We start from the raw sequence: 26,190 nt of genomic DNA on the forward strand, positions 1-26,190 counted from the left end.
CTAGAACACCTCGGGCAGCTCACTGGCCCGGCCGCGGAACTGCGGCGGCCGCTTGTCCAGGAAGGCCGCCACGCCCTCCTTGCCGTCGGCGACGGAGGTGTGGAACATCGCCAGCGAGTCCACCCGGTGGGCCTCCACCGGGTGGGGCGCGGCGCTGTTGCGCCACATCATCTGCCGCATCAGCGCGGTCGCGACCGGGGAGTGGTGGTCGACGAACCGGCGGGCGAGCCCGTAGGCGGTGTCCAGCAGCGCGTCGGCGGGGACGACGGAGCGGAGCAGGCCGCCCTCGAGCGCCTCCCGGGCGGAGAGGATGTCGGCGGTGTAGACCCACTCCAGCGCCCGGCTGATCCCGACGATCCGCGGCAGGAACCAGCTCGACGCCGCCTCCGGCACGATCCCCAACCGCCCGAACACGAACCCGATCCGGGCGTTCTCACTCGCGATGCGGATGTCCATGGGCAGCGTCATCGTGGCGCCGATGCCCACGGCGGCGCCGTTGATCGCGCCGATCACGGGCTTGGTGCAGGCGTACACGGCCAGCGAGACCCGCCCGCCGGTGTCCCGCACCCCGGCGACGATCTCCGGGTCCTCGAAGCGGTCACGCAGGTCGGCGGGGGTGGGGTGGAGGGACTCGTCGAGGCCGAACACGTTGCTCCCCCGATGGTCGACTCCGCGAGCTCCGTCTCCGCCCGCGGACAGGTCCATCCCCGCGCAGAAGGCCCGCCCGGCCCCGGTGACGACGATCGCGGCCACGTCGTCGTCCGCGCTCGCCCGCCCGTACGCCGCGATGAGCTCCTCGGCCATCGTGACGGTGAAGGAGTTCAGCGCCGCCGGGCGGTTCAGCGTGAGGGTCAGGATCCCGTCCTCGACGGCGTAGTCGAGCGTCTCGTAGGCCATACTGCGGGATCATGCCCGCACCACAGCGCGCCGAGGGCGCGACCCTGCACACATGAGCCGGCCGTACCGCCCCGGCTGGCGCGGCTGGTCGGGCGGCGTCGCGCTCCTCGTCGGGGGCTACGCGGGCTACCGCGGCCTCGCGGGCCTCGGCACCGTCACGACGATGACGATCGTCGCCCTGGTCGGGATCGTCGTCGGCGCGGTGCTGGTCATGGCCGTGCTCGCCGACCCCGGCCCGATGCGCACCCCCGCGTTGCACGCGGGCGTGGCCCTGGCGGCCTACTTCGTGACCCTGGCGCTGTGGCCGGCCGGGGGATCGTCCGGCTTCCACCTGGCGGGGGCAGTCGTCTCGGCCGTGCTGGCGGTCGGGTTGTTCGTGCGGCACCGCGAGGGCGTGCGCGGCGCCGAGGCCGTGGTCATGTTGCTGGTGGCGACCGGGCTGACGCTCGGCGCCGCGGTCGCGTTGCGGGCCCTCGCCGTCGGCGACCCCGCGACCGGGGCCGGGCTCGTGGCCGCGGGGTGCCTCGGGACGATCGGCTATCTGGTCGCGTCGGCCGTGGTGGTCGAGCCCACGGCCGAGCTCGTGGAGATCCCGGCGCAGCGGGTCACGGACGCAGGAAGCGCTCGATCGTCGGAGCCAGCTCCGCCGGCTCGGTGAGCAGCGCGAGGTGGCCGCCGCGGTAGACGTGCAGCGTCGACCGCGGGATGCCCCGGTGCAGGATCCGGGCGTTGACCAGCGGGATGATCGGGTCGTCGTCGCCCGCGACCACGAGGGTGGGCGCGCCGATCATCCAGAGCGCGGGCAGCGTGGTCCAGCCCGCACCCGCCAGCAGCTGGTAGAGGTAGCCCCGCTGGGTCGGCCCGCCGTGCAGCAGCCGCGCGGCGCGCTCGGGGTGGGTCCGCATGGAGCCGCCGTAGATCTCCCCCGCGACCTGGGCCGCGTAGGCCGGGTCGGAGTAGCGGCGGCGGGTGAGCATCTTCGACAGGACGTTCGGCCTGCCGGGGACCATGAGCGAGCCGGTGCCGGTGGCGACCAGGACGAGCCTGCGGACGAGCGCGCGCTCGGACAGCGCGACCTGCTGGGCGAGCCCACCGCCCCAGGAGTAGCCCAGCACGTCGACCTGCGGGTGGCCCAGCTCCCGGACGAGCGCGCCGACGGTCCGGGCGAGCGCGGGCATCCGGTACGGCGCCGACGGCTGCGGCGACCCGCCGACACCGGGGACGTCGAACCGGACGACCTCCAGGTCCGCGGGCAGCGCCTCGACGAACGGGTCCAGCATCTCCAGGCTCGCGCCGATGCCGTTGAGCAGCAGCAACGGCGGCCGGGTCCCGGTCCCGGGCCGCACGTCCACCCGCAGCGTCCGCCCACCGACGGTCAGGGTCTCCACGCCGCCGATCCTGGCGCACGCGGCCCCGGCCGTCCCGCGGAGATGACGCTCCCCACGCGGGGCTGGATCACTCCGCCCGTCACTGCACCCGCAGCGTCAGGTCCGCGGCGAGCACCACGCGCCCCCGCACCTCCTCGGCCAGCAGCAGCTTCGCCAGCTTCCGCTCCACCTCCCGCGCCACCACCCGCCGCAGCGGCCGCGCGCCGTACTCCGCGGAGTACCCCAGCTCGGCGAGCCGGTCGAGGGCGGCGGGCTCGACCTCCAGCACCACGCCCTGCGCCGCCACCCGCGCCACGAGCTCGCCGACCGTCAGCGCGGCGATCTCCCGGATCTCGGCGGGGGACAACGGGTCGAAGGTCACGACGTCGTCGATCCGGTTGAGGAACTCCGGCCGCAGGGCGAGCGCCTGCAGCCCGACGTTCCCGGTCATCACCACCAGGGTGTGCCGGAAGTCCACGGTGCGGCCGCGGGCGTCGGTGAGGCGGCCCGCGTCGAGCACCTGGAGCAGGACGGCGAGGACCTCGGGATGGGCCTTCTCGATCTCGTCGAGCAGCACGACGGAGTACGGGTTGCGCCGCACCTGCTCGGTGAGCTGCCCCGCGTCCTCGTGCCCGACGTAGCCCGGCGGGGCCCCGACCAGCCGCGACACCGACGCGCGGTCGGCGTACTCGGTCATGTCCAGCCGGACGAGGTGCTCGTCGGAGCCGAACAGCACGGCGGCGAGCGCCCGGGCCAGCTCGGTCTTCCCGACCCCGGTCGGGCCGAGGAACAGGAACGACCCCGCGGGCCGGTCCGGCCCGGCGAGCCCGGCCCGGGAGCTGCGCACCGCGTCCGCGACCGCCTCGACGGCCCGGTGCTGCCCCACGACCCGCCTGCCCAGCAACGCCTCCAGCTCCAGCAGCCGGGCCCGCTCCGAGGTCGTCAGCTCGGCCACGGGGATGCCGGTCCGGTCCGCGACGACCTCGGCGATCTCCCGCGCGCCGATCTCCCCGCCGCCCCCGCCCCCGTCCGGCTCGAGCACCAACCGCTCCAGCTCGCGGTCCAGCATCGCGACCCGCTCGGCGTCCCCCGCGTCGGCGGCGACCTCCCGGGCGCGCACGAGCTCGTCCACCCGCGAGGTCGACGACGGCCCGCCGCGCAGACCCACCCGGGCCGCGGCCCGGTCGACGAGGTCCAGGGCCTTGTCCGGCAGGAACCGGTCCCGCAGGTAGCGGACCGAGAGCGTGACGGCGGCCGCCAGCGCGGCGTCGGTGATCCGGACCCGGTGGTGCTCCTCGTAGCGGGCGCGCAGCCCGCGCAGGATCCCGAGGGTGGCCTCGGGCGTGGGCTCCCCGATCCGGACGGCCTCGAACCGGCGGTCCAGCGCGGCGTCCCGCTCGAAGTGGCGGCGGTGGTCCTCGGGTGTGGTGGCGCCGACCAGCTGCAGCTCACCGCGGGCGAGGGCGGGCTTGAGGATCGCGGCGGCGTCCATCGTCTGGTCCTGGGCCGAGCCCGCCCCGACGATCAGGTGGATCTCGTCGACGAACACCACCAGCGAGCGCCCGGCCGCCGTGATCTCGTCGACGACGGTGGTCAGCCGCTCCTCGAACTGGCCGCGGTACTGCGTGCCCGCGACCATGCCCGCGAGGTCCAGCGCGACGACCCGGACGTCCCGGAGCGCGACCGGCACCTCCCCCGCGACGATCCGCCCGGCGAGCCCCTCGACGATCGCGGTCTTGCCCACGCCCGGCTCGCCGACCAGCACCGGGTTGTTCTTGGTGCGCCGCGCGAGGACCTCCACGACCTGGTCGATCTCGGCGTCCCGCCCGACGACCGGGTCGAGGCGGCCCGCCCGCGCCGCGGCCGTCAGGTCGTGGCCGAAGCGGTCCAGCGTGCGGGTGCGGGCCGAGGGGGCCCGCCCGGCGGGGTCGCGCGGCTGCGGACGGACGGGGTCCTCGTCGAGCCCCAGCCCGTCGGCGAGCCCGCGCAGCAGCCCACCCAGCGGTCCCAGCGGGCCGAACGCGTCGAACCCACCGAACGGGTCGCCACGATCCTGGTCACGGTCCTGCGGCACGCGGGCCTCCCCGAGGTCTCCCCTCCGTTGTACCCGTTAGACGGTCACCGGAAGCGCGCTCACGCCGTGGACGAGCACGCTGCGCCGGTACGCCAGCTCCGCCGGGTCGACGGCGAGGGCCAGGTCGGGCTTGCGCGCGAACAGGGTCTGCAGCCCGACCTGCCCCTCGATCCGGGCGAGCGGCGCGCCGAGGCAGTGGTGCAGCCCGTACCCGAACGCGACGTGCCCGCGGTCGGCCCGGGTGACGTCCAGGCCGCTCCCGAACCGCTCCGGGTCCCGGTTGGCGGCACTCAGCCCGAGCATCACGACGGAGCCGGCCGGGATGGTGGTGCCGGCGATCTCGACGTCCTCGGCGGCGAAGCGCACCGGGGTGTTGGTGACCGGCGGGTCCCAGCGCAGCAGCTCCTCGATCGCCCCGGGCCACAGCTCCGGCCGCGCCGCGAGCAGCGCCCGCTGCTCGGGGTGGGTGAGCAGGGCGATGACGCCGTTGCCGATCAGGCTCGTGGTCGTCTCGTGGCCCGCGATGAGCAGCAGCATGCCCATGGCGACGAGCTCCTCCTGGGAGAGCCGGTCGCCGTCGTCGACCTCCTGGGTCAGAGCGGAGAGCAGGGCGTCGTCCGGCTCGGCGCGCTTGCGCTCGACGAGGTCGTTCAGGTAGCCGCTCAGCTTCTGCATCGCGGCCATCGAGTCCTCCTGAGACGACTCGTCGATCAGGGTCGAGGACCAGGCCCCGAAGTCCTCGCGGTCGCTCGCCGGGACGCCGAGCAGCTCGCAGATCACCTGCACCGGGAGCACGAAGGCGTACTCGCGCATCAGGTCGACGGTGCCGGACAGCCCGGCCACGAGGTCGGCCGCGATCTGCTCGACGCGCGGGCGCAGCTCCTCCATCCGGCGCACCGTGAACGAGCGGCTGACCAGCTTGCGCAGCCGGGTGTGGTCCGGCGGGTCCATCAGCAGCATCATCGGGGTCGGCGCGGCCGGGAACGCGGCCCGCTGGTCCTCGGGCAGGGTGTAGCGCCAGTCCTTGCTCAGCCGCGCGTCGACGAAGGCCGCGCGGACGTCGGCGTACCGGGTGACCAGCCACATCGGGCCGTCCGGCAGGTCGAGCCTGCGGACGGGCTCGTCGGCCTGGAGCTCGGCCAGCGCGGGGAACGGGTCGGCCCAGAACGGGCCGTCGAACAGCGGGCGTCCGGAGGCGGTGGTGGGAGCCGTGGTGGGAGCCATGGGCCCAGCCTAAGTCAGCAAGCGCTTACAGGAGACCCGGGCGGGGGTCACGTCGATGTCGCCCGGGACCGGCCCGCCGGTCACGACCGCGGCGCCGAGGGCGGCCAGCGCGGGCGCGGACTCGATCCCGGAGCCCCCGTGGCCCGCGAAGAAGTGGAACCCCGGGTGCTCCGGCCTGCTCCCGACGACGGGGTCGCGGTCCGGCGCGAACGTCCGCAGCCCGGCCCAGGCCGTCCGGACCGAGCGCAGGCCCAGGTGCAGGGCCTCCTCGACGCGCTCCAGGGCGAGCGCGACGTCCAGCTCGTCGGGCCGCGGGTCGCCGGGCTCGACGGGCGTCTCGTCGCTCGGGGACAGCAGCAGCGCGTCCCCCTCGGGCTTGGCGTAGAAGCGCTCGGCGGCGTCGATGAGCATCGGCATGCCCGCCGGGACGGCGCAGGGCGAGATCGCGATGGTGCGGCGGTAGGGCTGCAACCCGGCCCCGGGGACGCCGGCGAGGGCGGCGAGCCGGTCGGTCCAGGCCCCGGCCGCGGCGACGACGTCCGGCACGGTCCACGAATCCTGCGCGGTCTCCACCCGCCATCCCCCGCCGGTCCGCGCGATCCCCTGCACCCGCGCGCCCTGCACGACCCGTCCGCCGCGGCGCCGCAGGCCGCGGACGTACGCGCCGTGCAGGCCGATCGCGTCGGCGTCCGCGGCCTCGACCACCGCGCCCGCGCGCGAGCCGCGCAGGCCGGGGCAGGCCGCGTCGGTCTCGGCGCCGGTCAGCGGGCGGGGGCCGTCCGGCTCGGCGGACCACTCCCGCTGCAGCGCGTCGAGCTCGCGCTCGCCGTCCGCGTCCAGGGCGGTGAAGACCACGGTCAGGGGGCGCAGGAAGGGCGGCGCGTCCAGCTCCTCGGCCAGCGCCGGGAACCGGGCCGCGCTCGCCCTGATCAACGCGCGGAACGTGGCGGTGCCGTGGCCGGGGATGTAGGTCGCGGCCGAGCGGCCGGTCGAGTGCATCGCCAGCGAGGGCTCGGCCTCCAGCAGGAGCACCGTCCGGTCCGCGGCGAGCTCGTAGGCCACGGACGCGCCCGCGATGCCGCCGCCGATCACGATCACGTCGGGGTTCTGCACGGGGCCACGGTAATTCGGTGGTGGCCCCGCGGGGGTGTCCGTACCGTTGCGCCCATGGACCTGATCACCCTGTGAGTCGGCGCGGCACTCCGCCGCGCCCCACGACCTTCACCTGATCCGTCCGGTCTCCCGTGGAACCGTCCTGGCACGGCCGTGCCTGCGACACGGGAGCAGCCATCCCTTCGGGAGGTCCTCATGCAGGTTCGCCATCCGCAGCCCCAGCCCGCCAACCGGGCCGCCCGCCGCGCCGCGAAGCGCGGCAAGGCGGCCCCGCACCCGCCGTCGTCCCCGGTTCCGCTGCGCGACGGGCGGGCGAGCACGAAACCGATGCACACCCGCGTCGACTACGCCGCCCGTCGCAGCGGCTGAGTCGCGGCCTGCCCGCATTGTGGAGCCACAATTGTCGTTCTCGGGGTCCGATACGACAGTTGTGGCTCCACAATGCCCGGTGCCCCGTAGGCTTCGGGAGTGGTCGATGTGTGGTGGGGGCGGCCTGTGCTGGATGTGCCTCGGCTGGTCGCGCTGCTCGACGCCCACGAGCGCGCGCGGCTCGACCGCTTCCGCAGGCCGGCCGACGCGGCGCGCTACCTCGGGGCGCACGCGCTGGCCCGGATCGTCCTCGCCGAGCGGCTGGGCGCCGATCCCGCCGCGCTCGAGATCGACCGGACCTGCCGGTGCGGGAAGCCCCACGGCAAACCGACGGTGCCGGGCGTCGAGTTCTCGATGACGCACTCGGGCGACCGGGTGGGCGTCGCGCTGAGCGAGGGCGGGCCGATCGGGCTGGACGTCGAGGAGCTGCGCGACCTCGCGGACGTCGACGCCCTCGCCGGGCACGCCCTGTCCCCCGCCGAACCCCGCCCGTCGTCCGCCGCCGCGTTCCTGCAGGTGTGGACCCGCAAGGAGGCCCTGCTCAAGGCCACCGGGGACGGCCTGTCGAGCCCGATGAACACGATCACGCTGGCGGGCCCGCGGGTGGTGAGCTGGACGGACGGCCCGCAGGCGTGGCTGGTGGACCTGGAGGCGGGCCCCGCCCACCCCGCCGCCGTCGCCGGGCTGGGGGCCGAGGCGCCGCCCGTCCGGCAGCACGACGGAGACGCCCTCCTGCAGCCCTGAGCAGCGTCAGTCGACGGGGCGCCAGGGGCGTGGGGGCAGGGTCGGCAGGCCGCTCGGCGAGCACTGGCCGCCCCGCTCGCCCGCGAGGCGGAAGACCAGCCAGCCCACGATCGCGGCGAGGATCGACCCGGTCAGGATGCCGATCTTCGCCTCGCTGACCAGCAGCTCGTCGTCGAGCGCGAGCTCGGTCACGAACAGCGCGACGGTCAACCCGATCCCGGACAGCGCCGCGCCGCCGAAGAGCTGCCCCCAGCGCAGGGTGTCCGGGACCCGGCCGATCCCGGTCCGCAGCGCGACCCAGGTGCCGAGCGCCACGCCGATCGGCTTGCCGAGCACCAGACCCGCGACGATCCCCCAGGTCAGCGGCGAGGTGAACGCGGCCCGGAGGGTCTCCCCGGAGAGCACGACGCCGGCGTTGGCCAGCACGAACAGCGGCACGATCACGTAGCTCGACCACGGCTGGATCCGCAGCTGCAGCCGCTCGTTCGGCGACACCGCCTCGACGACGGCGGCCTGCGCGGCCAGCGCCCGCTGCGGCGTCGGGTCGAGCAGGAAGGTCTTGCCCACGTTCAGCGCGCGCTTCATGTCCTGGCGGCGCGGGGTGTAGGCGTTGACGACCAGACCCAGCGCCACGCCGACGACGCTCGGGTGCACGCCGGACGCGAGCACCGCCACCCACATCACGATGCCGATCGCGGCGTAGAAGGGCGTCCGCCAGAAGTTCACGTACCGCAGCCCGAGCAGCGCCAGGAACAGCACGACGGCGAGCAGCAGGGCCAGGACGTCGACGTCCTCGGTGTAGAAGATCGCGATGGCGATCACGGCGCCGATGTCGTCGACGATGGCCAGCGCGAGCAGGAACACCCGCAGCTGGTCCGGGCAGCGCGGGCCGACCAGCGCCAGCACCCCGAGCAGCACCGCCGTGTCCGTGGAGATCGCGATCCCCCAGGCGTTCGCCGCCTCGCCGCCCGCGTTGAACGCGAGGAAGACCAGCGCGGGGACCACCAGCCCGCCGACCGCCGCGGCCGCGGGCGCGGCGATGGCGCGGAAGCCGCGCAGCTCGCCGAGGGTCATCTCGCGGGCGATCTCCAGCCCGACGCTGAAGAAGAACAGCACCATGAGGCCGTCGTTGACCCAGTGCCGCAGGTCCATGTCGATCGCGGCGCCGCCGAAGTCGATCGTGAGCGGGGTGTGCCAGAAGGTCTCGTAGCCGAGCGGCAGGTTCGCCCACAGCAGGGCGACGACGGCCGCCCCGATCAGCAGGAACGCCGAACCGGACTCGGTGCGCAGGAACTGCCGCGCAGCCCGGGAGAGCTCGCCGCGCTCGGATAGGGTCGTCACCGCCACCCGGACCATCCTGCCGTAAGGGACACATCGTGCTCGACCCGCCACTCGGCCCGTACGACCACGTCCAGGGTCACACGGACGCGCCCCTCACGCTCCTGAAGTACGGGGACTTCGAATGCCCGTACTGCCGGGACGCCGCGCCCGTGATCGAGGAGGTGCGCGCGGAGCTCGGCGACCGGCTGCGCTTCGCGTTCCGACACTTCCCGCTCGCCGAGCTGCACCCGCACGCTCTGGCCGCGGCGACGGCGTCGGAGATGGCCGCGCTGGAGGGCCGGTTCTGGCCGATGCACGCGAGCCTCTACGCGCCCGGCCCGCCGCGGCTCACCCAGGCGGACCTGCGCGAGCACGCGGTCCGGGCCGGGGTGGACCCGGACTCGGTCGTGTGGCCGCGCACCCGCGCCGTCGAGGACCGGGTGGAGGCGGACTTCAACTCCGGGGTCCGCAGCGGCGTCCGGGGCACGCCGACGCTGTTCGTCAACGGCGAGGTGTACCGGGGCCCGGTCACGGTCGATCTTCTCCTCGACGCGCTCACCTCGACCACCCCGGCCCAGTGATCCCGGCGGTTCTGTCGGGGGTCGTGGGCACAATGGGGGCGTGAGCACGGTCGGTCGGTGGGTGCTGCATCTCGACATGGACGCGTTCTTCGCCGCCGTCGAGCAGCTCACCCGGCCCACGCTCGCGGACCGGCCCGTGCTCGTCGGCGGCACCGGCGGGCGCGGGGTCGTCGCGGGCGCCAGCTACCAGGCCCGCGCGTTCGGCGCCCGGTCGGCGATGCCGATGGGGCAGGCGCGGCGCCGGTGCCCGCACGCGACCGTCCTGCCCCCGCGGTTCGCGTTGTACAAGGTGATCTCCGACGAGGTCATGGCCGTGCTGCGGGAGGCCGCGCCGGTGCTGGAGCCGATCTCGGTGGACGAGGCGTTCCTCGAGCCACCCGCGCTGGTCGGGGCGGGCGCGGCGGAGGTCGAGGAGTTCTGCGTGGCACTGCGGGCGCAGGTCCGGGCCCGCACGGGGCTGCCCGCCTCGGTCGGCGCCGGATCCGGCAAGCAGGTGGCCAAGATCGCCTCGGAGCTCGCGAAACCGGACGGGCTGCGCGTCGTCGACCCGGCCGTCGAGCGGGCGGTGCTGGACCCGCTGCCCGTGCGGTCGCTGTGGGGCGTCGGGCCGGTGGCCGAGGCGTCGCTGCGCCGGGTCGGGGTCGAGACGATCGGGGCGCTGGCCGCGATGGACCCGCGCGAGGTCACCGGGGTGCTCGGCACGGCGGTGGGCACGGAGCTGCACAAGCTCGCCCGCGGGATCGACGACCGGCCGGTGGCGCCGCGGGGCGCGGCCAAGCAGATCTCGGCGGAGACGACCTTCGAGCACGACCTCACGCAGATGTCCGCGGTCCTGGCGGAGGTCGGGAGGATGACGGCCGCCGCGCACCGGCGGCTGCTGCTCGACGGGCGGGCCGCCCGCACGGTCACGGTCAAGGCGCGCAACGCGGACTTCGAGACCCACACCCGCTCGGAGACCACGGCCTTCGCCTCCACCGACCTGGCCGTCCTCACGGCGGTGGCGCACCGCCTCGCCCGCACCGCGGTCCCCGAGGGCGGCGTGCGGCTGGTCGGGGTGTCGCTGTCGGGGCTGTCGGACTCGCCGCCGCCCGCGTTGTTCGAGGCGGTGCCGTCGGAGACGGGCTGGGTGGCCACCGAGACTCCCCCCGAGACGCCCGTCGAGACGCCCGCCGCCGTCGCGGCCGAGAACGAGCACCCTGAGCCCGGCGGTGAGTTCGGGCCCCGCCCCGGCGGCCGCGGCACCCCCCGGAACCCGGCGGAGCCCTACCGGGCGGGAGACGACCTCGAGCACACCGAGTTCGGCCACGGCTGGGTGCAGGGCGCCGGGAAGGGCCGGGTCACCGTCCGCTTCGAGACCCGCGCGACGGGCCCGGGCCGCGCCCGCTCCTTCGCCGTGGACGACCCGGACCTCGCGTTCGCCGATCCGGTGGCGAGCTGGCGGCTGCCCGCCCCCGCCCGCTGACGACCCGGCGGCCGGTCAGGCGTCCTTGTCCGCGACCCCGGCGGAGTCGAACGTCGCGACGTCCGCCAGCGCGCGGGCCGCGCCCTGCACCACCGGCATCGCCAGCAGGGCCCCCGTGCCCTCCCCCAGCCGCATCCCGAGGTCGAGCAGGGGGTCGAGACCCAGGTGCGCCATGGCGAGGGCGTGGCCGGGCTCGGCGGAGCGGTGTCCGGCCACGCAGTAGTCCACGGCGGACGGGGCGAGGACGGAGGCGACCAGGGCCGCGGCGCCCGCGTTGACCCCGTCGAGCAGCACGGGGACCCGCAGCGCGGCCGCGCCGAGCACGAACCCGGCCAGCCCGGCGTGCTCCAGCCCGCCGAGGGCGACGAGCAGGTCGAGCCCGTCCTCCCAGGTCAGCGCGTCGACGGCGGCCTGGACGACCGCGGTCTTGCGGTCCAGGGTCGCGTCGTCGATCCCCGTCCCCCGCCCGGTGGCGTCCGCCGCCGCGGCCCCAGTGACCGCGCAGATCAGCGCCGCCGCGGCCGTGGTGTTCGCGATCCCCATGTCGCCGGTGACCAGCAGCCGGTTCCCGGCGGCGACGAGGTCGCGGGCCACCTCGATGCCCACCTCGACCGCCCGCCGCGCCTCGTCGCGGGTGAGCGCGGGGCCCTGTGACAGGTCGGCCGTGCCGTTGCGGACCCGCCGCGGCAGCAGACCCGGCACGGGGTCCAGGTCCGACTCGAGCGGCGCCGCGACGCCGACGTCCACCACACACACCTCGGCCCCGAGCTGGCGCGCGAACGCGTTCACCACCGCGCCGCCCGCGAGGAAGTTCCCGACCATCTGCGCCGTGACCTCCTGCGGCCACGGCGACACCCCCTGCGCGTGCACGCCGTGGTCCCCGGCGAACACCGCGACCGCCGCGGGCTCGGGCACCGGCGGCGGGTACTCCCCCGCGATGGCGGCGAGCCGCACGGCCAGGTCCTCGACCCGCCCGAGCGAGCCCCGCGGCTTGGTCATCCGGTCCAGCCGGTCCCGCGCCTCCGCGGCGGCCGCGGCCGAGGCGGGCGCGATCGCCGCCGTCGTCTCGTCGATCAGGTTCATCGCGACCTCCCCGGGCAGCGCCCGTGATCCGTACCGTTCGGCGTGCACCGCCCAGCCCAGGGGCCGCCTGCGCGCCCAGCCCGCGGCGGCCAGCTCCGGCTCGGCCGCGAACTCCCGCACGTGGCCCACGCACAGGTAGGCGACGACGTCCACGTGCGCGGGCAGGCCGAGCAGCCCGCGCAGGGCGTCCAGCCCGGCGTCGTCGAAGAAGCTCACCCACCCGACGCCCAGGCCCTCGGCCCGGGCCGCCAGCCACAGGTTCTGCACGGCCGCGGCGGTCGAGTGCGCCGCCATCTCCGGGCGCCCGAACCGGCCCAGCGTGTGCCGTCCGCCCCGGGTCGCGTCGCTGGTCACGACGACGTTGACCGGGGCGTCGAGCACCGCCTCCACCTTCAGCGCGCCGAACGCGGCGGCCCGCGCCCGCGGCAGCGAGGCCGCGTAGGCCGACCGCTGCCGCGCGACCAGGTCCGCGACCGCGCGCCGGGTCTGCACCGACCGCACCACCACGAAGTCCCACGGCTGCGAGAACCCCACGCTGGGCGCGGCGTGCGCGGCCTCCAGGACGCGGCGCAGCGCGTCGTCGGCGACCGGGACCGCAGGCAGGAAGCCGCTGCGCACGTCCCGCCTGCCGCGCAGGACCTCGTAGAAGTCGCTCACCAGAGCGGGCTCAGGCGCGGCGGGACGACCGCCGTCCCCGGCACCGTGACCTCGGCGTCCGCGGCGACGCGCAGCCCGTCCACGACCGCGCGCCAGGCGGGCTCGTCCGGCACGACCAGCGCGACCGTGCACGGCCCGTCCAGCGCCAGCAGGTCGGCGACGGTGGTCACCGCGTCACCCGGACGGACCCGGTCGACCCGCCAGGCCTCCGCGTAGAACAACACGGCCGACTCGAGCTCGGGCGCCACCAGGACGTGGTCCGCCTGCTCCAGACAGGCCGCCTCGGGATCACCCGAGCCGACACCGAGTACGACGACCCTGCTCCGGACGTCACCGGACATGTTGGCCTCCTCGAGGGTCCGCGCCCTCATCGTGGAATCACCGGTGACGGCGGCGAGTGTCCTGGCTCCCGGATCGCCGCACGTCCCCGGCCTTCCCGCGCGAGCGGTGGCCGAGCGTGGGGACGTGCTCCCCGGTCACAGTGGCGGGACCGCCCCGGAGTCGCACCGGGTTCCTCCACTGCCGTCACCCGAACGACATCACGCCGGGGCCCCCGAGCGCAAGCACGGCGCCGTTGGGTGGGATCCGCCGCGGCGGCTCCTCCGGCGACGGGGCGAGCAGCGCCCGGATCGTCTCCCCGTGCGTGACGACGACGGCGCCGGTCAGGTCGATCCCGCGCACCCGGGTCCACAGCTCCCGGAAGGTCTCCCCGCCCGGCGGCGCCCAGTCCGGCCCCGCCGCGGCGAGCAGCGGGGCGTACACCGCGACCGGGCGACCCTCCCACCCGCCGTGGCCCTGTTCGCGCAGCTCGGCGCACTCCTCGACCGGCGACCCGATGCGCTCGGCGAGGATCCACGCCGTCTCCAGCGCGCGGAGCTGGGGGCTGGTGAGGATCCGCACACCGCGCAGGTCTCGCAGGGCTCCCAGGGCTCCCAGGTCCGCGGCCCGCGCCTGCGCCCGCCCCCGTGCGGTGAGCCCGACCGCGTGCGTCCGTCCCTGCAGCAGGCCCGCGGCGTTCCAGACCGACTCGCCGTGCCGCACCAGAACGGCGCTGACGGCGCTGTCGGGCACTACGCGGTGAGCCCGGCCACCGGGCCGATCACGATGATCGCCGGGGGGCTGATCTCCTCGGCCTTGATGTCCGCCTCCAGGGCGTCGAGCCGGGTGCGGACGCTGCGCTGGATGCGCGTGGTCCCGTCCTGGATCACGATCGCCGGGGTGTCCGCGGGGCGGCCGTGCGCGATCAGCGTCTCGGCGAACCGGCCCGCCCGCTCCACCGCCATCATCAGCACGACCGTGCCGCTCATCCGGCCGAGCGCGGCCCAGTCGGTGAGGCTGCGCGGGTCGTCCGGCGCCACGTGCCCGCTCACCACGACGATCTCGTGCGCGACGCCGCGGTGGCTGACCGGCACCCCCGCGACCGCGGGCGCGGCGAACGCGCTGGTGATCCCGGGGACCACGGTGACCGGCACGCCGGCCGCCGCGCACGCCTGGACCTCCTCGAACCCGCGGCCGTAGACGAACGGGTCGCCGCCCTTGAGCCGCACCACGAACTTCCCGGCCCGCGCGTGCTCGACGAGCAGCTCGTTGATCCGCTGCTGGGCCATCGCCCGGCCGTAGGGGATCTTGGAGGCGTCGATCACCTCGACGTCCGGGCCCAGCTCCTCGATCAGGTCGCGCGGGCCGAGCCGGTCCGCCACCACGACGTCCGCCCGCGCCAGCAGCCGCCGTCCGCGCACCGTGATCAGCTCGGGGTCGCCGGGTCCGCCGCCGACCAGCGCGACGCCGGGGAGCACCGGGTCCGCCGAGTCCGACACGACCCCGGCGGCGAGGGCCTCGACCAGCGCCGTCCGCACGGCGGCCGAGCGGCGGTGCGCGCCCCGGGCGAGGACGCCGACGGTCAGCCCGTCGTACTCCCCGGTCGCGGGCGTGACGGCGGAGCCGAGGCTGCCCTCGTCCGCCCGGACGCAGAAGGTCCGGCGCTCCTCGGCGGCGGCGCTGACGGCGGCGTTGACCTGCGGGTCGTCGGTGCAGGCGAGGACGTACCAGGCGCCGTCGAGGTCGCCGTCGGCGTAGCGGCGCGGGGTCCAGGTGATCTCGCGGGCCGACGCCATGCCCTCGACGGCGGGGGTGACCTCGGGCGAGACGACCTCCACCAGTGCGCCCGCGGCGATCAGCCGGGACACCCGGCGCTGCGCCACCTGCCCGCCCCCCACGACGACGACCCTGCGGCCGCCGAGGTCGAGGCCGACGAGGTACTGGTCGTGCTCGGTCACCGTGAGTGTGTCCCTTCCGGAAGTGGCCCCGAATGATAAACGGCGCCGCACGTGCCGGCGGCGATGTACCCCTCGGGGGTATCGGCGAGGGCGGCGGCGACGGTCACCGGTCCGACGACCGTCTTCGCCACCGCGAGCCGGGCCGCCGGGTCGATCTCCCGGGCGACGAGCAGCGCCGCCGCCGCCGCGACGCTCGGGGTGCCCGTCACGGCCTCGACCAGCGGGTTCGCCGCGGAGTCGCGCGCCGCGACCGTCGCGAGCGCGGCGGCGGGCCGGGTGTGCAGCGGTGCGGGCGCGATCGCGGCGAGGATCCCGGCCTCGTCCGCCTTGGTGTCCACGGAGGCGTAGATCCTGGCCGCGGGGCGGGCCGGATCGTCGGGCAGGTCACGTTCGAGACGGGCCAGCGCCGCCCGGACCGCCTCCGCCGAGACCCCGCGCCGGGCCCCGATCCCGACGACGACGACCACGACCACGGCAGGGGCCGCGATCACCGGCACGCGGCGACGAAACGCGCCACGGAGCCCGGGTGCCCGGCCGGATGGGTGTGCAGGAAGGACGCGTGCACCCCGCCGACCACGAACCCCTCCGGCTCGGCGCCGCGCCAGCCCCAGGCGGGCGTCGCGCCCCCGCGCGGGGTCACCGCGCAGTGGTGGAACTCGTGCCCGGGCACCCGCTCCCCGGCCGCGAACCCGGTCGATCCCGAGAGCGCGACGGCGTCCCGGTAGCCCAGGGTCAGCCGCCCGGTCATGGCCGCGGTGGCGTCCAGCGCGCCGACCAGGGGGACCCCGTCGAGCTCGCGGCAGAGGTAGAGCAGCCCGCCGCACTCGGCCCGGACCGGCGCGCCCGCGGCCGCGAGCTCACGGATCGCGAGCAGCAGCTTCTCGTTGGCGCCCAGTGCCGCCACGTGCTCCTCGGGGAACCCGCCGGGCAGCACCAGGCCGCCGGTCCCGGCGGGCAGCGTCTCGTCCCGCAGCGGGTCGACGATCACCACCTCCGCCCCCGCCGCCGCCAGCAGCTCCGGGTGCTCGGCGTACCCGAACGAGAAGGCGGGCCCGCCGAGCACCGCCACCACCGGACGTCCGACTCGCGTGTCCAGGGCGGCGGCGGGGTCCCAGGTCTCGCCCTGCGGCAGGGGTTCGGCGAGGGCCAGCACGGCGTCGAGGTCGACGTGCGCGGCGACCAGCTCCGCCATCGCGTCCACCGCGGCCAGCGCCGCGGGGCCGTGCTCGACGGCCGTGACCAGGCCGAGATGCCGGGACGGGACCGCCAGCGCGGCGCGGCGCGGGAGGGCGCCGAGCACCGGGAGCCCCACCTCGTCGCACGCCGCGCGCAGCACCTCCTCGTGGCGCGGCGACCCGACCCGGTTGAGGATCACCCCCGCGACCGTCGTCCCCGGGTCGAACGAGCGGAAGCCGTGCAGCAGGGCGGCGAGCGAGCGGGACTGGCCCCGGCAGTCCACGACCAGCACCACGGGCGCCCCGATCAGGCCCGCGACCTGCGCGGTGGACCCGGCGCCGTCGGACACCCGGCCGTCGAACAGCCCCATGACGCCCTCGACCACCGCCACCGCGCAGCCCGCCGACCCGTGCCGGACGAGGGGCCCGATCCGCTCGGCGCCCACGAGGACGGGATCGAGGTTGCGGCCCGGGCGTCCGGCCGCGAGGCCGTGGTAGCCGGGGTCGATGTAGTCCGGTCCGATCTTGAACGGCGCGACCGCCGTGCCGCGCCGGGTCAGCGCGGCCATCAGCCCGGTGGCGACCGTCGTCTTCCCGGAGCCGGACGCGGGCGCGGCGATCACCAGCGCCCGGGTCACCACTCGATCCCCCGCTGCCCCTTCTGCCCGGCGTCCATCGGGTGTTTGACCTTGGTCGTCTCCATGACGAGATCGGCGGCCTCGACGAGCTCGGGCGCGGCGTCGCGGCCGGTGACGAACACGTGCTGGCGGCCCTCGCGCGCCGCCAGCACCTCGACGACCTCGTGCACGTCCACCCAGCCCCACTTGATCGGGTAGGTGAACTCGTCGAGCACGTAGACCTGGTGGACCTGGTTCTCGATCCGGCGGCGGATCTCCCGCCAGCCCTCGAGCGCGTCCGCGGCGTGGTCGGACTCGGTGCCCGCGCGGCGGCTCCAGCTCCAGCCCGAGCCCATCTTGTGCCACTCGACGGGGCCGCCCTCACCGGTCTGCTCGTGCAGCCGCCCGAGGGCGCGGAAGGCCTCCTCCTCGCCGACCTTCCACTTCGCGGACTTCACGAACTGGAACACCCCGATCGACCAGCCCTGGTTCCAGCCGCGCAGCGCCATGCCGAACGCCGCCGTCGACTTCCCCTTCATCGCGCCGGTGTGCACCACCAGCAGCGGCCGGTTGCGGCGCTGCCGGGTGGTGAGCCCGTCCTGCGGGACCGTGGTGACCTGCCCCTGAGGCATCAGAACCCCCTCACGCCGACGCCGCGGCGGTCAGGTCCGCCACGGTCAGCTCGTCCATGGTGATCACGGGTGCGCCCGCGGCGGCGGCGACCCGCCCGGCCAGCCCGAGCCGCACGAACCCGGACTCGCAGTCCACGACGACGGTGTGCGCCCCGTCGGCGGCGAGCAGGCCCGCGGCGCGGCAGGCGTCGGCGACCGGGTCGCCGCCCGGGCGGGCCGCGACCGTCGCGCGGCCGTCCGTCACCAGCACGACCAGCGGTCGCCGTCGCGGGTCCCGGACCCGCTCACCCGCCAACGTCCGACGGGCCAGCAACAGCCCGTCCGCGAGCGGCGTGCGGCCGCCGGTGCGCATCGCGGCGAGCCGGACCTGCGCGGTCGGGACGCTCGTCGTCGGCGGCAGGACCAGCTCGGCGCCCGCGGACCGGAACGTCACCAGCCCGACCTTGTCCCGGCGCTGGTAGGCGTCCCGGAGCAGGGCGAGGATCGCACCGGACACGGTCTGCATCCGCTTGCGCGCGGCCATCGAGCCCGAGGCGTCCACGACGAACAGCACGAGGTTCCCCTCGCGTCCCTCGCGCACCGCCCCGCGCAGGTCGGCGCGGTGCAGGCGCAACCCCGGGCCGGAGCGGCCCCGCTCGACCTGGAACGGCGCGGCGGCGGCGATCGTGGCGAGCAGGTGCAGGTCCGCGGCCCGCCGTGGCGCCCCGTCGGTGGGCCGCACGATCCGTCCGGTGTCCACCCGGGCCCGCGACCGCCGTCCGGGAGTCCCCTCTCCCACGCCGGGGATCGTGAACCGGCGGGTCTGGGCGCGGTCGAGCCGCGCGCGCTCGCCGAGCGGGATCGCGGTGCCGGCCCCCATCGCGGCGGGCCGCTCCACGGCCTGCGCCCCGCCCTCCGTCTCGCCCGTCGTCCCGTCCGGCTCCGGTGCCCCGGGCGGCTCGTTCGGGGCGTCGGAGGTGCCGGACGCGCCGGCTCCGGTGGAGTTCCCGGAGGCGGGGTCCTCGGCGGCACGCTGCTCGGTGGCACGGTGCTCGGTGGCACGGTGCTCGGCGGAGCCCTCCTGCGTGGCCCCGGCGTCTCCCGTGTGTGCGTCGTCGGGGGTCGGGTCGGGCTCGCCGCCGCCGTCCGGGTCGTCGTCGGGGTCGTCCGGGTCTTCGGGGTCCTTCGGGTCCTCGGGGCCCAGGTAGTCCTCGGCGTCGCGCAGGGCCTCGTCGAGGTCCTTCTCGTCGATCCCCGGCTCGTCGAACGGGTCCCGACGGCGGCGGTGCGGCAGCGCGAGCCGGGCCGCGACCCGCACGTCCTCCTCGGCGACGGCGGCTGCCCCGCGCCACGCGGCGTGCGCCGTCGCGGTCCGGGCGATGACCAGGTCGGCGCGCATGCCGTCGACGTCGAACCGGGCGCACACGAACGCGATCCGGGCGAGCTCGCGGTCACTGAGCCGGACCGACCCGAGCCGCGCGCGGGCGTCCACGACCTGCGCGGCGACGGCCGCGTCCGCCGCCGCCCAGGCCGCCCCGAACGCCGCCGGGTCCGCCTCGAACGCCATCCGCCGCCGGACGACCTCGACGCGCGTCCCGACCTCGCGCGCGGCCTTGACCTCGACGGTGAGCCCGAACCGGTCGAGCAGCTGCGGCCGCAGCTCGCCCTCCTCCGGGTTCATCGTCCCGACCAGCAGGAACCGCGAGGCGTGCGACACCGACACCCCGTCGCGCTCCACGTGGACCCGTCCCATGGCCGCGGCGTCGAGCAGCAGGTCCACGAGATGGTCGTGGAGCAGGTTGACCTCGTCGACGTAGAGCACGCCGCGATGCGCCTCCGCGAGCAGGCCGGGCTGGTAGGCCCGCTCCCCCGCGGACAGCGCCCGCTCCAGGTCCAGCGACCCGACCAGCCGGTCCTCGGTGGCCCCCACCGGCAGCTCGACGAGCCGGGCGGGCCGCGCCGTCCCGCCGCCGGGGTGCGGGCCGTCCGGGCAGGCGGGGTCCGGCGCCGCCGGGTCGCAGCCGAACCGGCAGCCCGTCGCGACCTCGACCGCGGGCAGCAGGCTCGCCAGCGCCCGGACCGCCGTCGACTTGGCCGTGCCCTTCTCCCCCCGCACCAGCACGCCGCCGACCCCGTCGTGCACCGCGTTCAGGACCAGGGCCAGGCGCAGGTCGTCGTGCCCGACGACCGCCGAGAAGGGAAACCCCTGTGCCGACATGCCGCTCGCCCGCTCGCTCACTGCCGGGACTCTGCCAGACCGGACGCGACGACCGGGAGGTCCCGGTCCGGACCGTGACTGATCACATGATCAAGCGCGCCGATGTCGAGGTGCTCGTCCACCAGGTCGGCGAGCACGTCGAGCTGCGCCGTCCGCTCCGCGGCGAACGACGTGTCCGGGGCGACCGCGAAGCCCGTCCTTCCGGCGAGGTCGGCGAGCCTGCCGAGCAGGACGCGGCGGAAGGAGTCGTTCTCCAGGAGCCCGTGCCAGTGGGTCCCGAGGACGTTCCCGCGGTCGGAGCCCTCGTCCCCCACCAGCGTGGGGTCACCGGACCGCACGACCCGGCCGTGGTGGATCTCGTAGCCGGTCACGGGCTCGCCGAGGGCCGTGCCGGTGGGGGTGCCGAGGTGCTTCTCGGGGTCGAAGACGATCTCCAGGTCGAGCAGGCCGAGCCCGTCGACGGACCCGGTGAACTCGACGCCCGCGTCGGTGATCCGCCGTCCGAGCATCTGGTACCCACCGCAGATCCCGAGGACCGGCTTGCCGGCGGCGGCGTGGGCGAGCACCCCCTCGGCCAGGCCGGAGTCCCGCAGCCAGGCCAGGTCGGACACCGTCGCCTTCGATCCGGGCAGGAGCACGACGTCCGCGTCCAGCAGCCGCGACGGCTCGGTCACGTACCGCACCGCGACACCCGGTTCGCAGGCCAGCGCCTCGGCGTCGGTCGCGTTGGAGATCCGCGGCAGCCGGACGACCGCGACCCGCAGCCACTGGTCGCCCACCGGCGGGCCGGGCCGGCCGAGGACCCCGTCGGCGACGGCGGAGAGCGAGTCCTCGGCGTCGAGCCACAGGCGGTCCGACCACGGCACCACCCCGAACGTGGGTCGCCCGGACAGGGCCCGCAGCTGCTCCAGCCCCGGGGCGAGCAGCGCGGGGTCGCCCCGGAACTTGTTGATCACGAATCCGGCGATACGGGCCTGGTCGGACGGCGAGAGCACCGCGACCGTCCCGAACAGGTGCGCCAGGACGCCCCCGCGGTCGATGTCGCCGACCACGACCACCGGCAGGTCGGCGGCCTCGGCGAGCCCCATGTTGGCCAGGTCCGTGGCCCGCAGGTTGATCTCGGCGGGCGAGCCCGCGCCCTCGCAGACGACGACGTCGTAGCGCGACCGCAGCCGGGTCAGCGCGTCGACGACGACCTCCTTCAGCGCTCCGGTCCGGGTCCGGTAGGACAGCGCCGAGACGTGCCCGTCCGCCCGCCCGCGGACCACGACCTGCGAGGTCCGGTCGCTGCCCGGCTTGAGCAGCACCGGGTTCAGGTCGACGCTCGGCGTCAGGCCGCAGGCGTGGGCCTGCATGGCCTGGGCCCGGCCGATCTCACCGCCGTCCGGGGTGACCATCGAGTTGTTGCTCATGTTCTGCGCCTTAAACGGCGCCACGGAGATCCCGCGCCGGTGCAGCGACCGGCACAGGCCCGCGACGAGGGCGCTCTTGCCGGCGTCCGAGGTCGTCCCGGCCACGAGCAGCGCACCATGGGGAGTCACCGGCACAGTCTGCCTCGTTAGTCTGGGCGGCATGCGCTTCCTGCTGCGACCCGGCTGGATCGCCTTCGTGGTGGTCGTCATCGGGTTCGTCGTGGCCTGCTACACGCTGCTGGCACCGTGGCAGTTCGACCGGGAGGGGCAGCGGCAGGCGCAGGAGCGCGCGATCGCCGAGGCGAACGCGACACCGCCCGTCCCGTTCGAGTCGCTCGTGCCGGGCGGCTCGGTCGCCGCGGCGGACGAGTGGCGCCAGGTCACCGTGACCGGGCAGTACCTGCCCGCGGACGAGGCGCTCGTCCGGCTCCGGGTGGTGGACGGCAAGCCCGCCTCCGAGGTCCTCACCGCCGTGCGGCTGGGCGACGGCCGGGTCGTGGTGGTGGATCGCGGCTCCATCGCCGCGGACGAGGGCCAGACCGTCCCGGACGTCGCACCCGCCCCGGCGGGACCGGTCACGCTCACCGGCAGGCTGCGCCTGAACGAGACGGACGGCACCGGCCGCGCCCCGCTCGTCGACGGCTCCCACCTGCAGATCTACGCCGCGGACTCGCGGTCGCTGGCGGCCGCGACCGGGCTGTCGGACGTCGTCGAGGGCTATGTCGTGCTCGCCCCCGGCCAGCCGGGGGTCCTCACCCCGATCCCGATCTCGACACCGACCAGCGCGGCCCCGTTCACCAACGGCTCGTACGCGCTGCAGTGGTTGACCTTCGGCGCGATCGCGCTGCTCGCCCTGGGCTACTTCGTGCGCCTCGAGGTGCTGCAGCGCCGCGGTCGCCGGGAACGCCGCGAGCGCCGGGCGGGCCTGCGGGACGCCCTGTCCGGTCGCGACATGGAGCAGGACCGGGAGCAGGATCAGGCCGAGCCGCGGCCCTGAGCCCGCGCGGCGACACCGGCCGCCACGACCGCGGCGAGCAGGCCGACCGCGCGGGAGAGGCGGGCGGCGCGATGCAGGTCGGCGGTGGTCGGGGCGGGGCCGTCGCCGAGTGCGGGGCGCTCCTCGACGCCGTAGGCGTACTCGGTGCGCCCGCCGAGCCGGACGCCGAGGGCGCCTGCCGCGGCGGCCTCCACCGGTCCGGCGTTGGGGCTGGGATGCGCGCGGGCGTCCCGCCGCCAGGCGCGCAGCGCCGCGGCCGGACGCCCCCCGACCAGTGGCGCGGCCGCCGCGGTGAGCAGGGCGCAGAGCCGGGCGGGGAGCAGGTTGGCGAGATCGTCGAGGCGCGCCGCGGCCCAGCCGAAGCGGGCGTAGCGGGGTGAGCGGTACCCCACCATCGCGTCGAGGGTGTTGACCGCGCGGTACCCGAGCAGCCCCGGCACGCCCGCGACCGCCCCCCAGAACAGGGGCGCGACGACGGCGTCGGAGGTGTTCTCGGCGAGCGACTCCACGCCCGCGCGGGCCATCCCGTCGGCGTCGAGCAGGGCGGGGTCACGGGCGCAGAGGTGCGGGATGCGGGCCCGGGCGGCGGCGAGGTCACCCGCGTCGAGCGAGCCGGCGAGCGCCGCCCCCTCCCGCACCAGCGAGGTCCCGCCGAGCACCGCCCAGGTCGCCGCCGCGGTCAGCACCACCTCCGCCACGCCCTTTGCAGTGACAGCCGATCCGCACCACGGGCGAGGTTCGGACCCGCCCGCCACGCCCTTTGCACTGACAGCGGATCCGCGGCACGGGCTGAACACCGACCCGCCCGCCACACCCTTTGCACTGTCAGCGGATCCGCGCCACGGGCGAAAGACGGACCCGACGGACAGACCCTTTGCAGTGTCAGCGGATCGGCCCCTCGGGTGAGGTACGGATCGGCTGTCAGCGCAAAGGGCCGCGGAGAGCACCCTCGCCGCACCCCTTGCGCTGACAGCCGATCCGCACCCCGACCCGCGTGCGGATCCGCTGTCACTGCAAAGGGCCGCGGAGAGCACCCCCGCCCCCGCGACCGTCCCGCCCACGAGGACCGCGACGTGCCCGACGCCCGCGGCCCGGGAGTCCGCGTACAGCCGCCGTTCGAGCGCCCCCGCGACCCGGCCGAAACCGGCGACCGGGTGGCCGCGGCGGGGGTCGGCGAGGACCAGGTCGGCGGCCGCGCCCAGCAGGAGACCGAGAGCACGCGCACGACCCATGCCCCGGACGCTACCGCGCGGCATGATCGGGGCATGCGCACGGACATCGACCCCGCCGAGCTGGGCAGCCAGGCCTTCTACAAGGTCCTGAACAGCGTGATCGTCCCGCGGCCCATCGCGTGGGTCTCCACCCGCTCGGCCGCCGGCGTCGACAACCTGGCGCCGCACTCGTTCTTCACGGCGGCCTGCGTCGACCCGCCGATGGTGCAGTTCACGAGCGTCGGGAAGAAGGACTCGCTGCGCAACTGCGTGGAGACGAACGAGTTCGTGGTGTGCCTCGCGAACGAGCCCATGTTCGAGAAGATCAACGCCACGGCGACGGACTTCCCCGCCGAGGTCTCCGAGTTCACCGAGGTGGGCCTGACCCCGGAGCCGAGCCTGACCGTCGCGCCGCCCCGGGTCAAGGAGTCCCCGGTCGCCCTGGAGTGCCGCACCGAGCACACGCTGGAGCTCGGCGACTCCACGGTCGTGATCGGCCGGGTCCTGCACGCGGCCATCGACGAGGACGTCTTCGACACCGACGAGCGCGGCAACCACCTGCCCAGCGCCACGAAACTCCGCCCGCTCGCCCGCCTGGGCCGCAACGAGTGGTCCACCCTCGGCGAGATCCTCGAGATCACCCGGATCCCGTACAAGAAGTGGCCCGGCCACTACAGCGGCTGATACCTACACCGGCTGATACCTACAACGGCTGAGCACCGCTGCGGGGTCGCTGCCCGTTCTGGGTCCGCAGCACCTGGGCCCGGGTGGCGATCTGGTGCAGGGTGCACGGCCACACCACACCGGACCCGGCGTTGCGGCAGGCCGTGCACCGGCCCAGCCGGTCCGGGACGTGCTGGGCCAGCAGTCGCTCGATCACCTCGGGCATGCCCGCCAGCACACCGGCCATCGGGCCGTCCCCGGGTGTGTACGCCCCGTCGCCAGCCGCCATGCCGCCCCCTCGCCTTGCGGACCGTTCCCGGCCCCTGAGTCGAACTCGATCCGCCGTCGGACGGCGTGACGGCATACCTACCGGACGGGGCCCGCCCACGCCCGAGGAACCCCCGCCACTACAGCGTGTACTCCCCCGACGGTGCCGCCTGCGGGTCCGCGTGCAGCTCGCCCTCGCGCCCGCGCAGCTCGACCCGCCGGATCTTGCCGGAGATCGTCTTGGGCAGCTCGAAGAACTCCAGCCGCCGGATCCGCTTGTAGGGCGCCAGGTTCTCGCGGGCGAACCGCAGGATGTCCTGGGCGGTCTCCTCGGTCGGGTCGTAGCCCGCGGCGAGCACGACGTAGGCCTTGGGCACCGCCAGCCGCACCGGGTCCGGCGACGGGACGATCGCCGCCTCGGCGACGGCCGGGTGCTCGATCAGCACGCTCTCCAGCTCGAACGGGCTGATCCGGTAGTCGGAGGCCTTGAAGACGTCGTCCGCGCGGCCGACGTAGGTGATGTAGCCGTCCGCGTCCCGGGAGCCGACGTCCCCGGTGTGGTAGTACCCGCCCGCCATCGCCTCGGCGTTGCGTTCGGGGTCGTCCTTGTAGCCGACCATCAACCCGACGGGCCGCCGCGCGAGGTCGATGCAGATCTCGCCCTCGTCCGCGGGCTCCCCGGTCACGGTGTCCACCAGCACGATCGGGAAGCCGGGCATCGGGCGCCCCATCGAGCCGGGCTTGATCGGCGAGCCGGGCGGGTTCGCGATCTGGACCGACGACTCGGTCTGCCCGAAGCCGTCCCGGATCTTGCGGCCCCACGCCTTCTCGACCTGCTCGATCACCTCGGGGTTGAGCGGCTCCCCGGCCCCGACGACCTTCTGCGGCGGCGTCCGCAGCCCGGTCAGGTCGGCCTGGATCAGCATGCGCCACACCGTCGGCGGCGCGCAGAAGCTGTTCACACCGTAGGTGTCCAGCACGCCGAGCAGCTCCTCGGCGGAGAACTTGGTGTAGTTCATGACCAGCACGGTCGCCTCCGCCAGCCACGGCGCGAAGACGTTCGACCAGGCGTGCTTGGCCCAGCCGGGCGAGGAGATGTTGAGGTGCACGTCGCCGGGCTCGAGCCCGATCCAGTACATCGTCGACAGGTGCCCGACGGGATAGCTCTGGTGCGTGTGCTCCACCAGCTTCGGCTTCGCCGTGGTGCCGGAGGTGAAGTAGAGCAGCAGCGTGTCGGTGGCCAGGGTCGGCCCGTCCGGCAGGAACACGGCGCTGCGGTCGTAGGCGTCGGTGTAGTCGTGCCACCCGGAGGGGGCCCCGCGCACGGAGATCCGCGTGTAGTCGCCCGGCACGTCGTCGAACTTCGCGGCGTCCGCCGCACCGACGATCACGTGCTTGGCGTGCCCGCGGTCCACCCGGTCCCGCAGGTCGTCCGCGGTCAGCAGCGTCGTCGCCGGGATCACGACGGCGCCGAGCCTCATCGCGGCGAGCAGGGTCTCCCACAGCTCCAGCTGGTTGGCGAGCATCAGGATGATCCGGTCGCCGCGCGCGACCCCGCGCTCCCGCAGCCAGTTCGCGACCCGGCTGGAGCGCTCGGACAGCTCCGCGTAGGTCCAGGACGCGTCGCTGCCGTCCGCCTCGACGATCCACAGCGCCTTGCGGCCGCCGCGCTCGGGATCGGCCGCGACGGCGTCGAAGTGGTCGAACGCGAAGTTGAACTCGGTCAGCTCGGGCCAGCGGAAGTCCCGGACGGCGGTGTCGTAGTCCTCGCGGTTCGCCAGCAGGAAGTCCCTCGCCCGGTAGAACGCGGCGCTGCTCTCAGACATGCGCGGAACCCTAACGTGGCCGGAGC

25 protein-coding genes and 1 riboswitch are annotated in these 26,190 nt (G+C 75.4%); of the genes, 7 read left to right on the forward strand and 18 right to left on the reverse strand.

What is annotated here, in order from left to right:
* The gene (locus L3X23_RS13705) at nucleotides 1-897 is read right to left on the reverse strand and encodes a crotonase/enoyl-CoA hydratase family protein (protein ID WP_237192581.1); all 897 of its coding nucleotides are present in this window, start codon (nucleotides 895-897) and stop codon (nucleotides 1-3) included.
* Between the two features lie 52 nt (nucleotides 898-949).
* Here L3X23_RS13705 and L3X23_RS13710 point away from each other — a divergent pair, with 52 nt between their 5' ends.
* Nucleotides 950-1,555: a hypothetical protein gene (locus L3X23_RS13710; RefSeq protein WP_237192582.1), complete on the forward strand. Its 606-nt coding sequence runs from the start codon at nucleotides 950-952 to the stop codon at nucleotides 1,553-1,555.
* On the opposite strand, the gene phaZ is transcribed toward L3X23_RS13710, so the two are convergent.
* The 4 genes from phaZ to L3X23_RS13730 all read right to left on the reverse strand — a co-directional run bounded on the left by phaZ (nucleotide 1,503) and on the right by L3X23_RS13730 (nucleotide 6,675).
* A complete protein-coding gene (gene phaZ, locus L3X23_RS13715) occupies nucleotides 1,503-2,285 on the reverse strand; it encodes a poly(3-hydroxyalkanoate) depolymerase (protein ID WP_237192583.1) in 783 nt (260 codons plus the stop codon). The two genes, L3X23_RS13710 and phaZ, sit on opposite strands and share 53 nt — an antisense overlap.
* A gap of 79 nt (nucleotides 2,286-2,364) precedes the next feature.
* Complete coding sequence (locus tag L3X23_RS13720; RefSeq protein ID WP_237192584.1) at nucleotides 2,365-4,338, reverse strand: ATP-dependent Clp protease ATP-binding subunit; 1,974 nt, start codon at nucleotides 4,336-4,338, stop codon at nucleotides 2,365-2,367.
* Nucleotides 4,339-4,374: 36 nt separating this feature from the next.
* Nucleotides 4,375-5,562 (reverse strand): cytochrome P450, encoded by a 1,188-nt coding sequence (locus L3X23_RS13725; protein ID WP_237192585.1) that lies wholly within the window; start codon nucleotides 5,560-5,562, stop codon nucleotides 4,375-4,377.
* 9 nt (nucleotides 5,563-5,571) lie between these two features.
* Entirely contained in the window at nucleotides 5,572-6,675 is a 1,104-nt protein-coding gene (locus L3X23_RS13730) for an FAD-binding oxidoreductase (RefSeq protein ID WP_237192586.1), read from the reverse strand.
* A gap of 195 nt (nucleotides 6,676-6,870) precedes the next feature.
* On the opposite strand from L3X23_RS13730, the gene L3X23_RS13735 reads away from it, so the two are divergent.
* Together L3X23_RS13735 and L3X23_RS13740 are read left to right on the forward strand one after the other, a co-directional pair.
* Entirely contained in the window at nucleotides 6,871-7,044 is a 174-nt protein-coding gene (locus L3X23_RS13735; protein ID WP_237192587.1) for a hypothetical protein, read from the forward strand.
* Between the two features lie 126 nt (nucleotides 7,045-7,170).
* Nucleotides 7,171-7,788 carry a 4'-phosphopantetheinyl transferase superfamily protein gene (locus L3X23_RS13740; protein ID WP_237192588.1) on the forward strand — a complete coding sequence of 206 codons (618 nt, stop codon included), beginning with the start codon at nucleotides 7,171-7,173 and terminating at the stop codon, nucleotides 7,786-7,788.
* Nucleotides 7,789-7,794: 6 nt separating this feature from the next.
* Here L3X23_RS13740 and nhaA read toward each other — a convergent pair whose 3' ends face one another.
* A complete protein-coding gene (gene nhaA, locus L3X23_RS13745) occupies nucleotides 7,795-9,129 on the reverse strand; it encodes a Na+/H+ antiporter NhaA (RefSeq protein ID WP_237192589.1) in 1,335 nt (444 codons plus the stop codon).
* Between the two features lie 35 nt (nucleotides 9,130-9,164).
* On the opposite strand from nhaA, the gene L3X23_RS13750 reads away from it, so the two are divergent.
* Nucleotides 9,165-9,689, forward strand: coding sequence for a DsbA family protein (locus tag L3X23_RS13750; protein WP_237192590.1), 525 nt, complete (start codon nucleotides 9,165-9,167; stop codon nucleotides 9,687-9,689).
* 40 nt (nucleotides 9,690-9,729) lie between these two features.
* The gene (locus L3X23_RS13755) at nucleotides 9,730-11,151 is read left to right on the forward strand and encodes a DNA polymerase IV (protein ID WP_308116898.1); all 1,422 of its coding nucleotides are present in this window, start codon (nucleotides 9,730-9,732) and stop codon (nucleotides 11,149-11,151) included.
* 15 nt (nucleotides 11,152-11,166) lie between these two features.
* Here the strand turns inward: L3X23_RS13755 and cobT are convergent, their stop codons facing one another.
* From cobT to L3X23_RS13800, 9 genes are all read right to left on the reverse strand, one after another.
* Complete coding sequence (gene cobT / locus L3X23_RS36145; protein WP_237192591.1) at nucleotides 11,167-12,891, reverse strand: nicotinate-nucleotide--dimethylbenzimidazole phosphoribosyltransferase; 1,725 nt, start codon at nucleotides 12,889-12,891, stop codon at nucleotides 11,167-11,169.
* Entirely contained in the window at nucleotides 12,888-13,262 is a 375-nt protein-coding gene (locus L3X23_RS13765) for a hypothetical protein (protein ID WP_237192592.1), read from the reverse strand. Before L3X23_RS13765 ends, cobT begins: the two co-directional genes overlap by 4 nt.
* A 3-nt stretch (nucleotides 13,263-13,265) precedes the next feature.
* Nucleotides 13,266-13,433, reverse strand: a riboswitch (cobalamin riboswitch).
* Complete coding sequence (locus tag L3X23_RS13770) at nucleotides 13,417-13,962, reverse strand: histidine phosphatase family protein (protein WP_237192593.1); 546 nt, start codon at nucleotides 13,960-13,962, stop codon at nucleotides 13,417-13,419. It overlaps the preceding riboswitch by 17 nt.
* Nucleotides 13,962-15,167 (reverse strand): uroporphyrinogen-III C-methyltransferase, encoded by a 1,206-nt coding sequence (gene cobA / locus L3X23_RS13775; RefSeq protein WP_237192594.1) that lies wholly within the window; start codon nucleotides 15,165-15,167, stop codon nucleotides 13,962-13,964. Before cobA ends, L3X23_RS13770 begins: the two co-directional genes overlap by 1 nt.
* Nucleotides 15,164-15,664 (reverse strand): cobalamin biosynthesis protein, encoded by a 501-nt coding sequence (locus L3X23_RS13780; protein ID WP_237192595.1) that lies wholly within the window; start codon nucleotides 15,662-15,664, stop codon nucleotides 15,164-15,166. Before L3X23_RS13780 ends, cobA begins: the two co-directional genes overlap by 4 nt.
* A complete protein-coding gene (locus L3X23_RS13785; RefSeq protein ID WP_237192596.1) occupies nucleotides 15,655-16,980 on the reverse strand; it encodes a cobyrinate a,c-diamide synthase in 1,326 nt (441 codons plus the stop codon). The genes L3X23_RS13780 and L3X23_RS13785 overlap by 10 nt, the downstream gene beginning before the upstream one ends.
* Nucleotides 16,977-17,591: a cob(I)yrinic acid a,c-diamide adenosyltransferase gene (cobO, locus tag L3X23_RS13790; protein ID WP_237192597.1), complete on the reverse strand. Its 615-nt coding sequence runs from the start codon at nucleotides 17,589-17,591 to the stop codon at nucleotides 16,977-16,979. Before cobO ends, L3X23_RS13785 begins: the two co-directional genes overlap by 4 nt.
* Before the next feature lie 10 nt (nucleotides 17,592-17,601).
* Nucleotides 17,602-19,788: a VWA domain-containing protein gene (locus L3X23_RS13795; RefSeq protein ID WP_237198023.1), complete on the reverse strand. Its 2,187-nt coding sequence runs from the start codon at nucleotides 19,786-19,788 to the stop codon at nucleotides 17,602-17,604.
* A gap of 17 nt (nucleotides 19,789-19,805) precedes the next feature.
* A complete protein-coding gene (locus L3X23_RS13800; protein WP_374204841.1) occupies nucleotides 19,806-21,362 on the reverse strand; it encodes a cobyric acid synthase in 1,557 nt (518 codons plus the stop codon).
* On the opposite strand from L3X23_RS13800, the gene L3X23_RS13805 reads away from it, so the two are divergent.
* Nucleotides 21,361-22,197: an SURF1 family protein gene (locus L3X23_RS13805; protein WP_237192599.1), complete on the forward strand. Its 837-nt coding sequence runs from the start codon at nucleotides 21,361-21,363 to the stop codon at nucleotides 22,195-22,197. The genes L3X23_RS13800 and L3X23_RS13805 overlap by 2 nt on opposite strands.
* Here L3X23_RS13805 and L3X23_RS13810 read toward each other — a convergent pair.
* On the reverse strand, nucleotides 22,176-23,066 hold the full coding sequence (locus L3X23_RS13810) for a cobalamin biosynthesis protein (protein ID WP_255734892.1): 891 nt from the start codon (nucleotides 23,064-23,066) through the stop codon (nucleotides 22,176-22,178). The two genes, L3X23_RS13805 and L3X23_RS13810, sit on opposite strands and share 22 nt — an antisense overlap.
* 204 nt (nucleotides 23,067-23,270) lie before the next feature.
* Here L3X23_RS13810 and L3X23_RS13820 point away from each other — a divergent pair, with 204 nt between their 5' ends.
* Nucleotides 23,271-24,092, forward strand: a complete 822-nt coding sequence (locus tag L3X23_RS13820) for a flavin reductase family protein (RefSeq protein ID WP_374204842.1) — start codon at nucleotides 23,271-23,273, stop codon at nucleotides 24,090-24,092.
* Nucleotides 24,093-24,111: 19 nt separating this feature from the next.
* Here L3X23_RS13820 and L3X23_RS13825 read toward each other — a convergent pair whose 3' ends face one another.
* Nucleotides 24,112-24,360 carry a hypothetical protein gene (locus L3X23_RS13825; RefSeq protein WP_237192601.1) on the reverse strand — a complete coding sequence of 83 codons (249 nt, stop codon included), beginning with the start codon at nucleotides 24,358-24,360 and terminating at the stop codon, nucleotides 24,112-24,114.
* A gap of 118 nt (nucleotides 24,361-24,478) precedes the next feature.
* Nucleotides 24,479-26,164 carry an AMP-binding protein gene (locus L3X23_RS13830; protein WP_237192602.1) on the reverse strand — a complete coding sequence of 562 codons (1,686 nt, stop codon included), beginning with the start codon at nucleotides 26,162-26,164 and terminating at the stop codon, nucleotides 24,479-24,481.
* Nucleotides 26,165-26,190 lie beyond the last annotated feature (26 nt).

Source organism: Pseudonocardia sp. WMMC193 (assembly GCF_021728735.1).
Lineage (GTDB): Bacteria > Actinomycetota > Actinomycetes > Mycobacteriales > Pseudonocardiaceae > Pseudonocardia > Pseudonocardia oroxyli.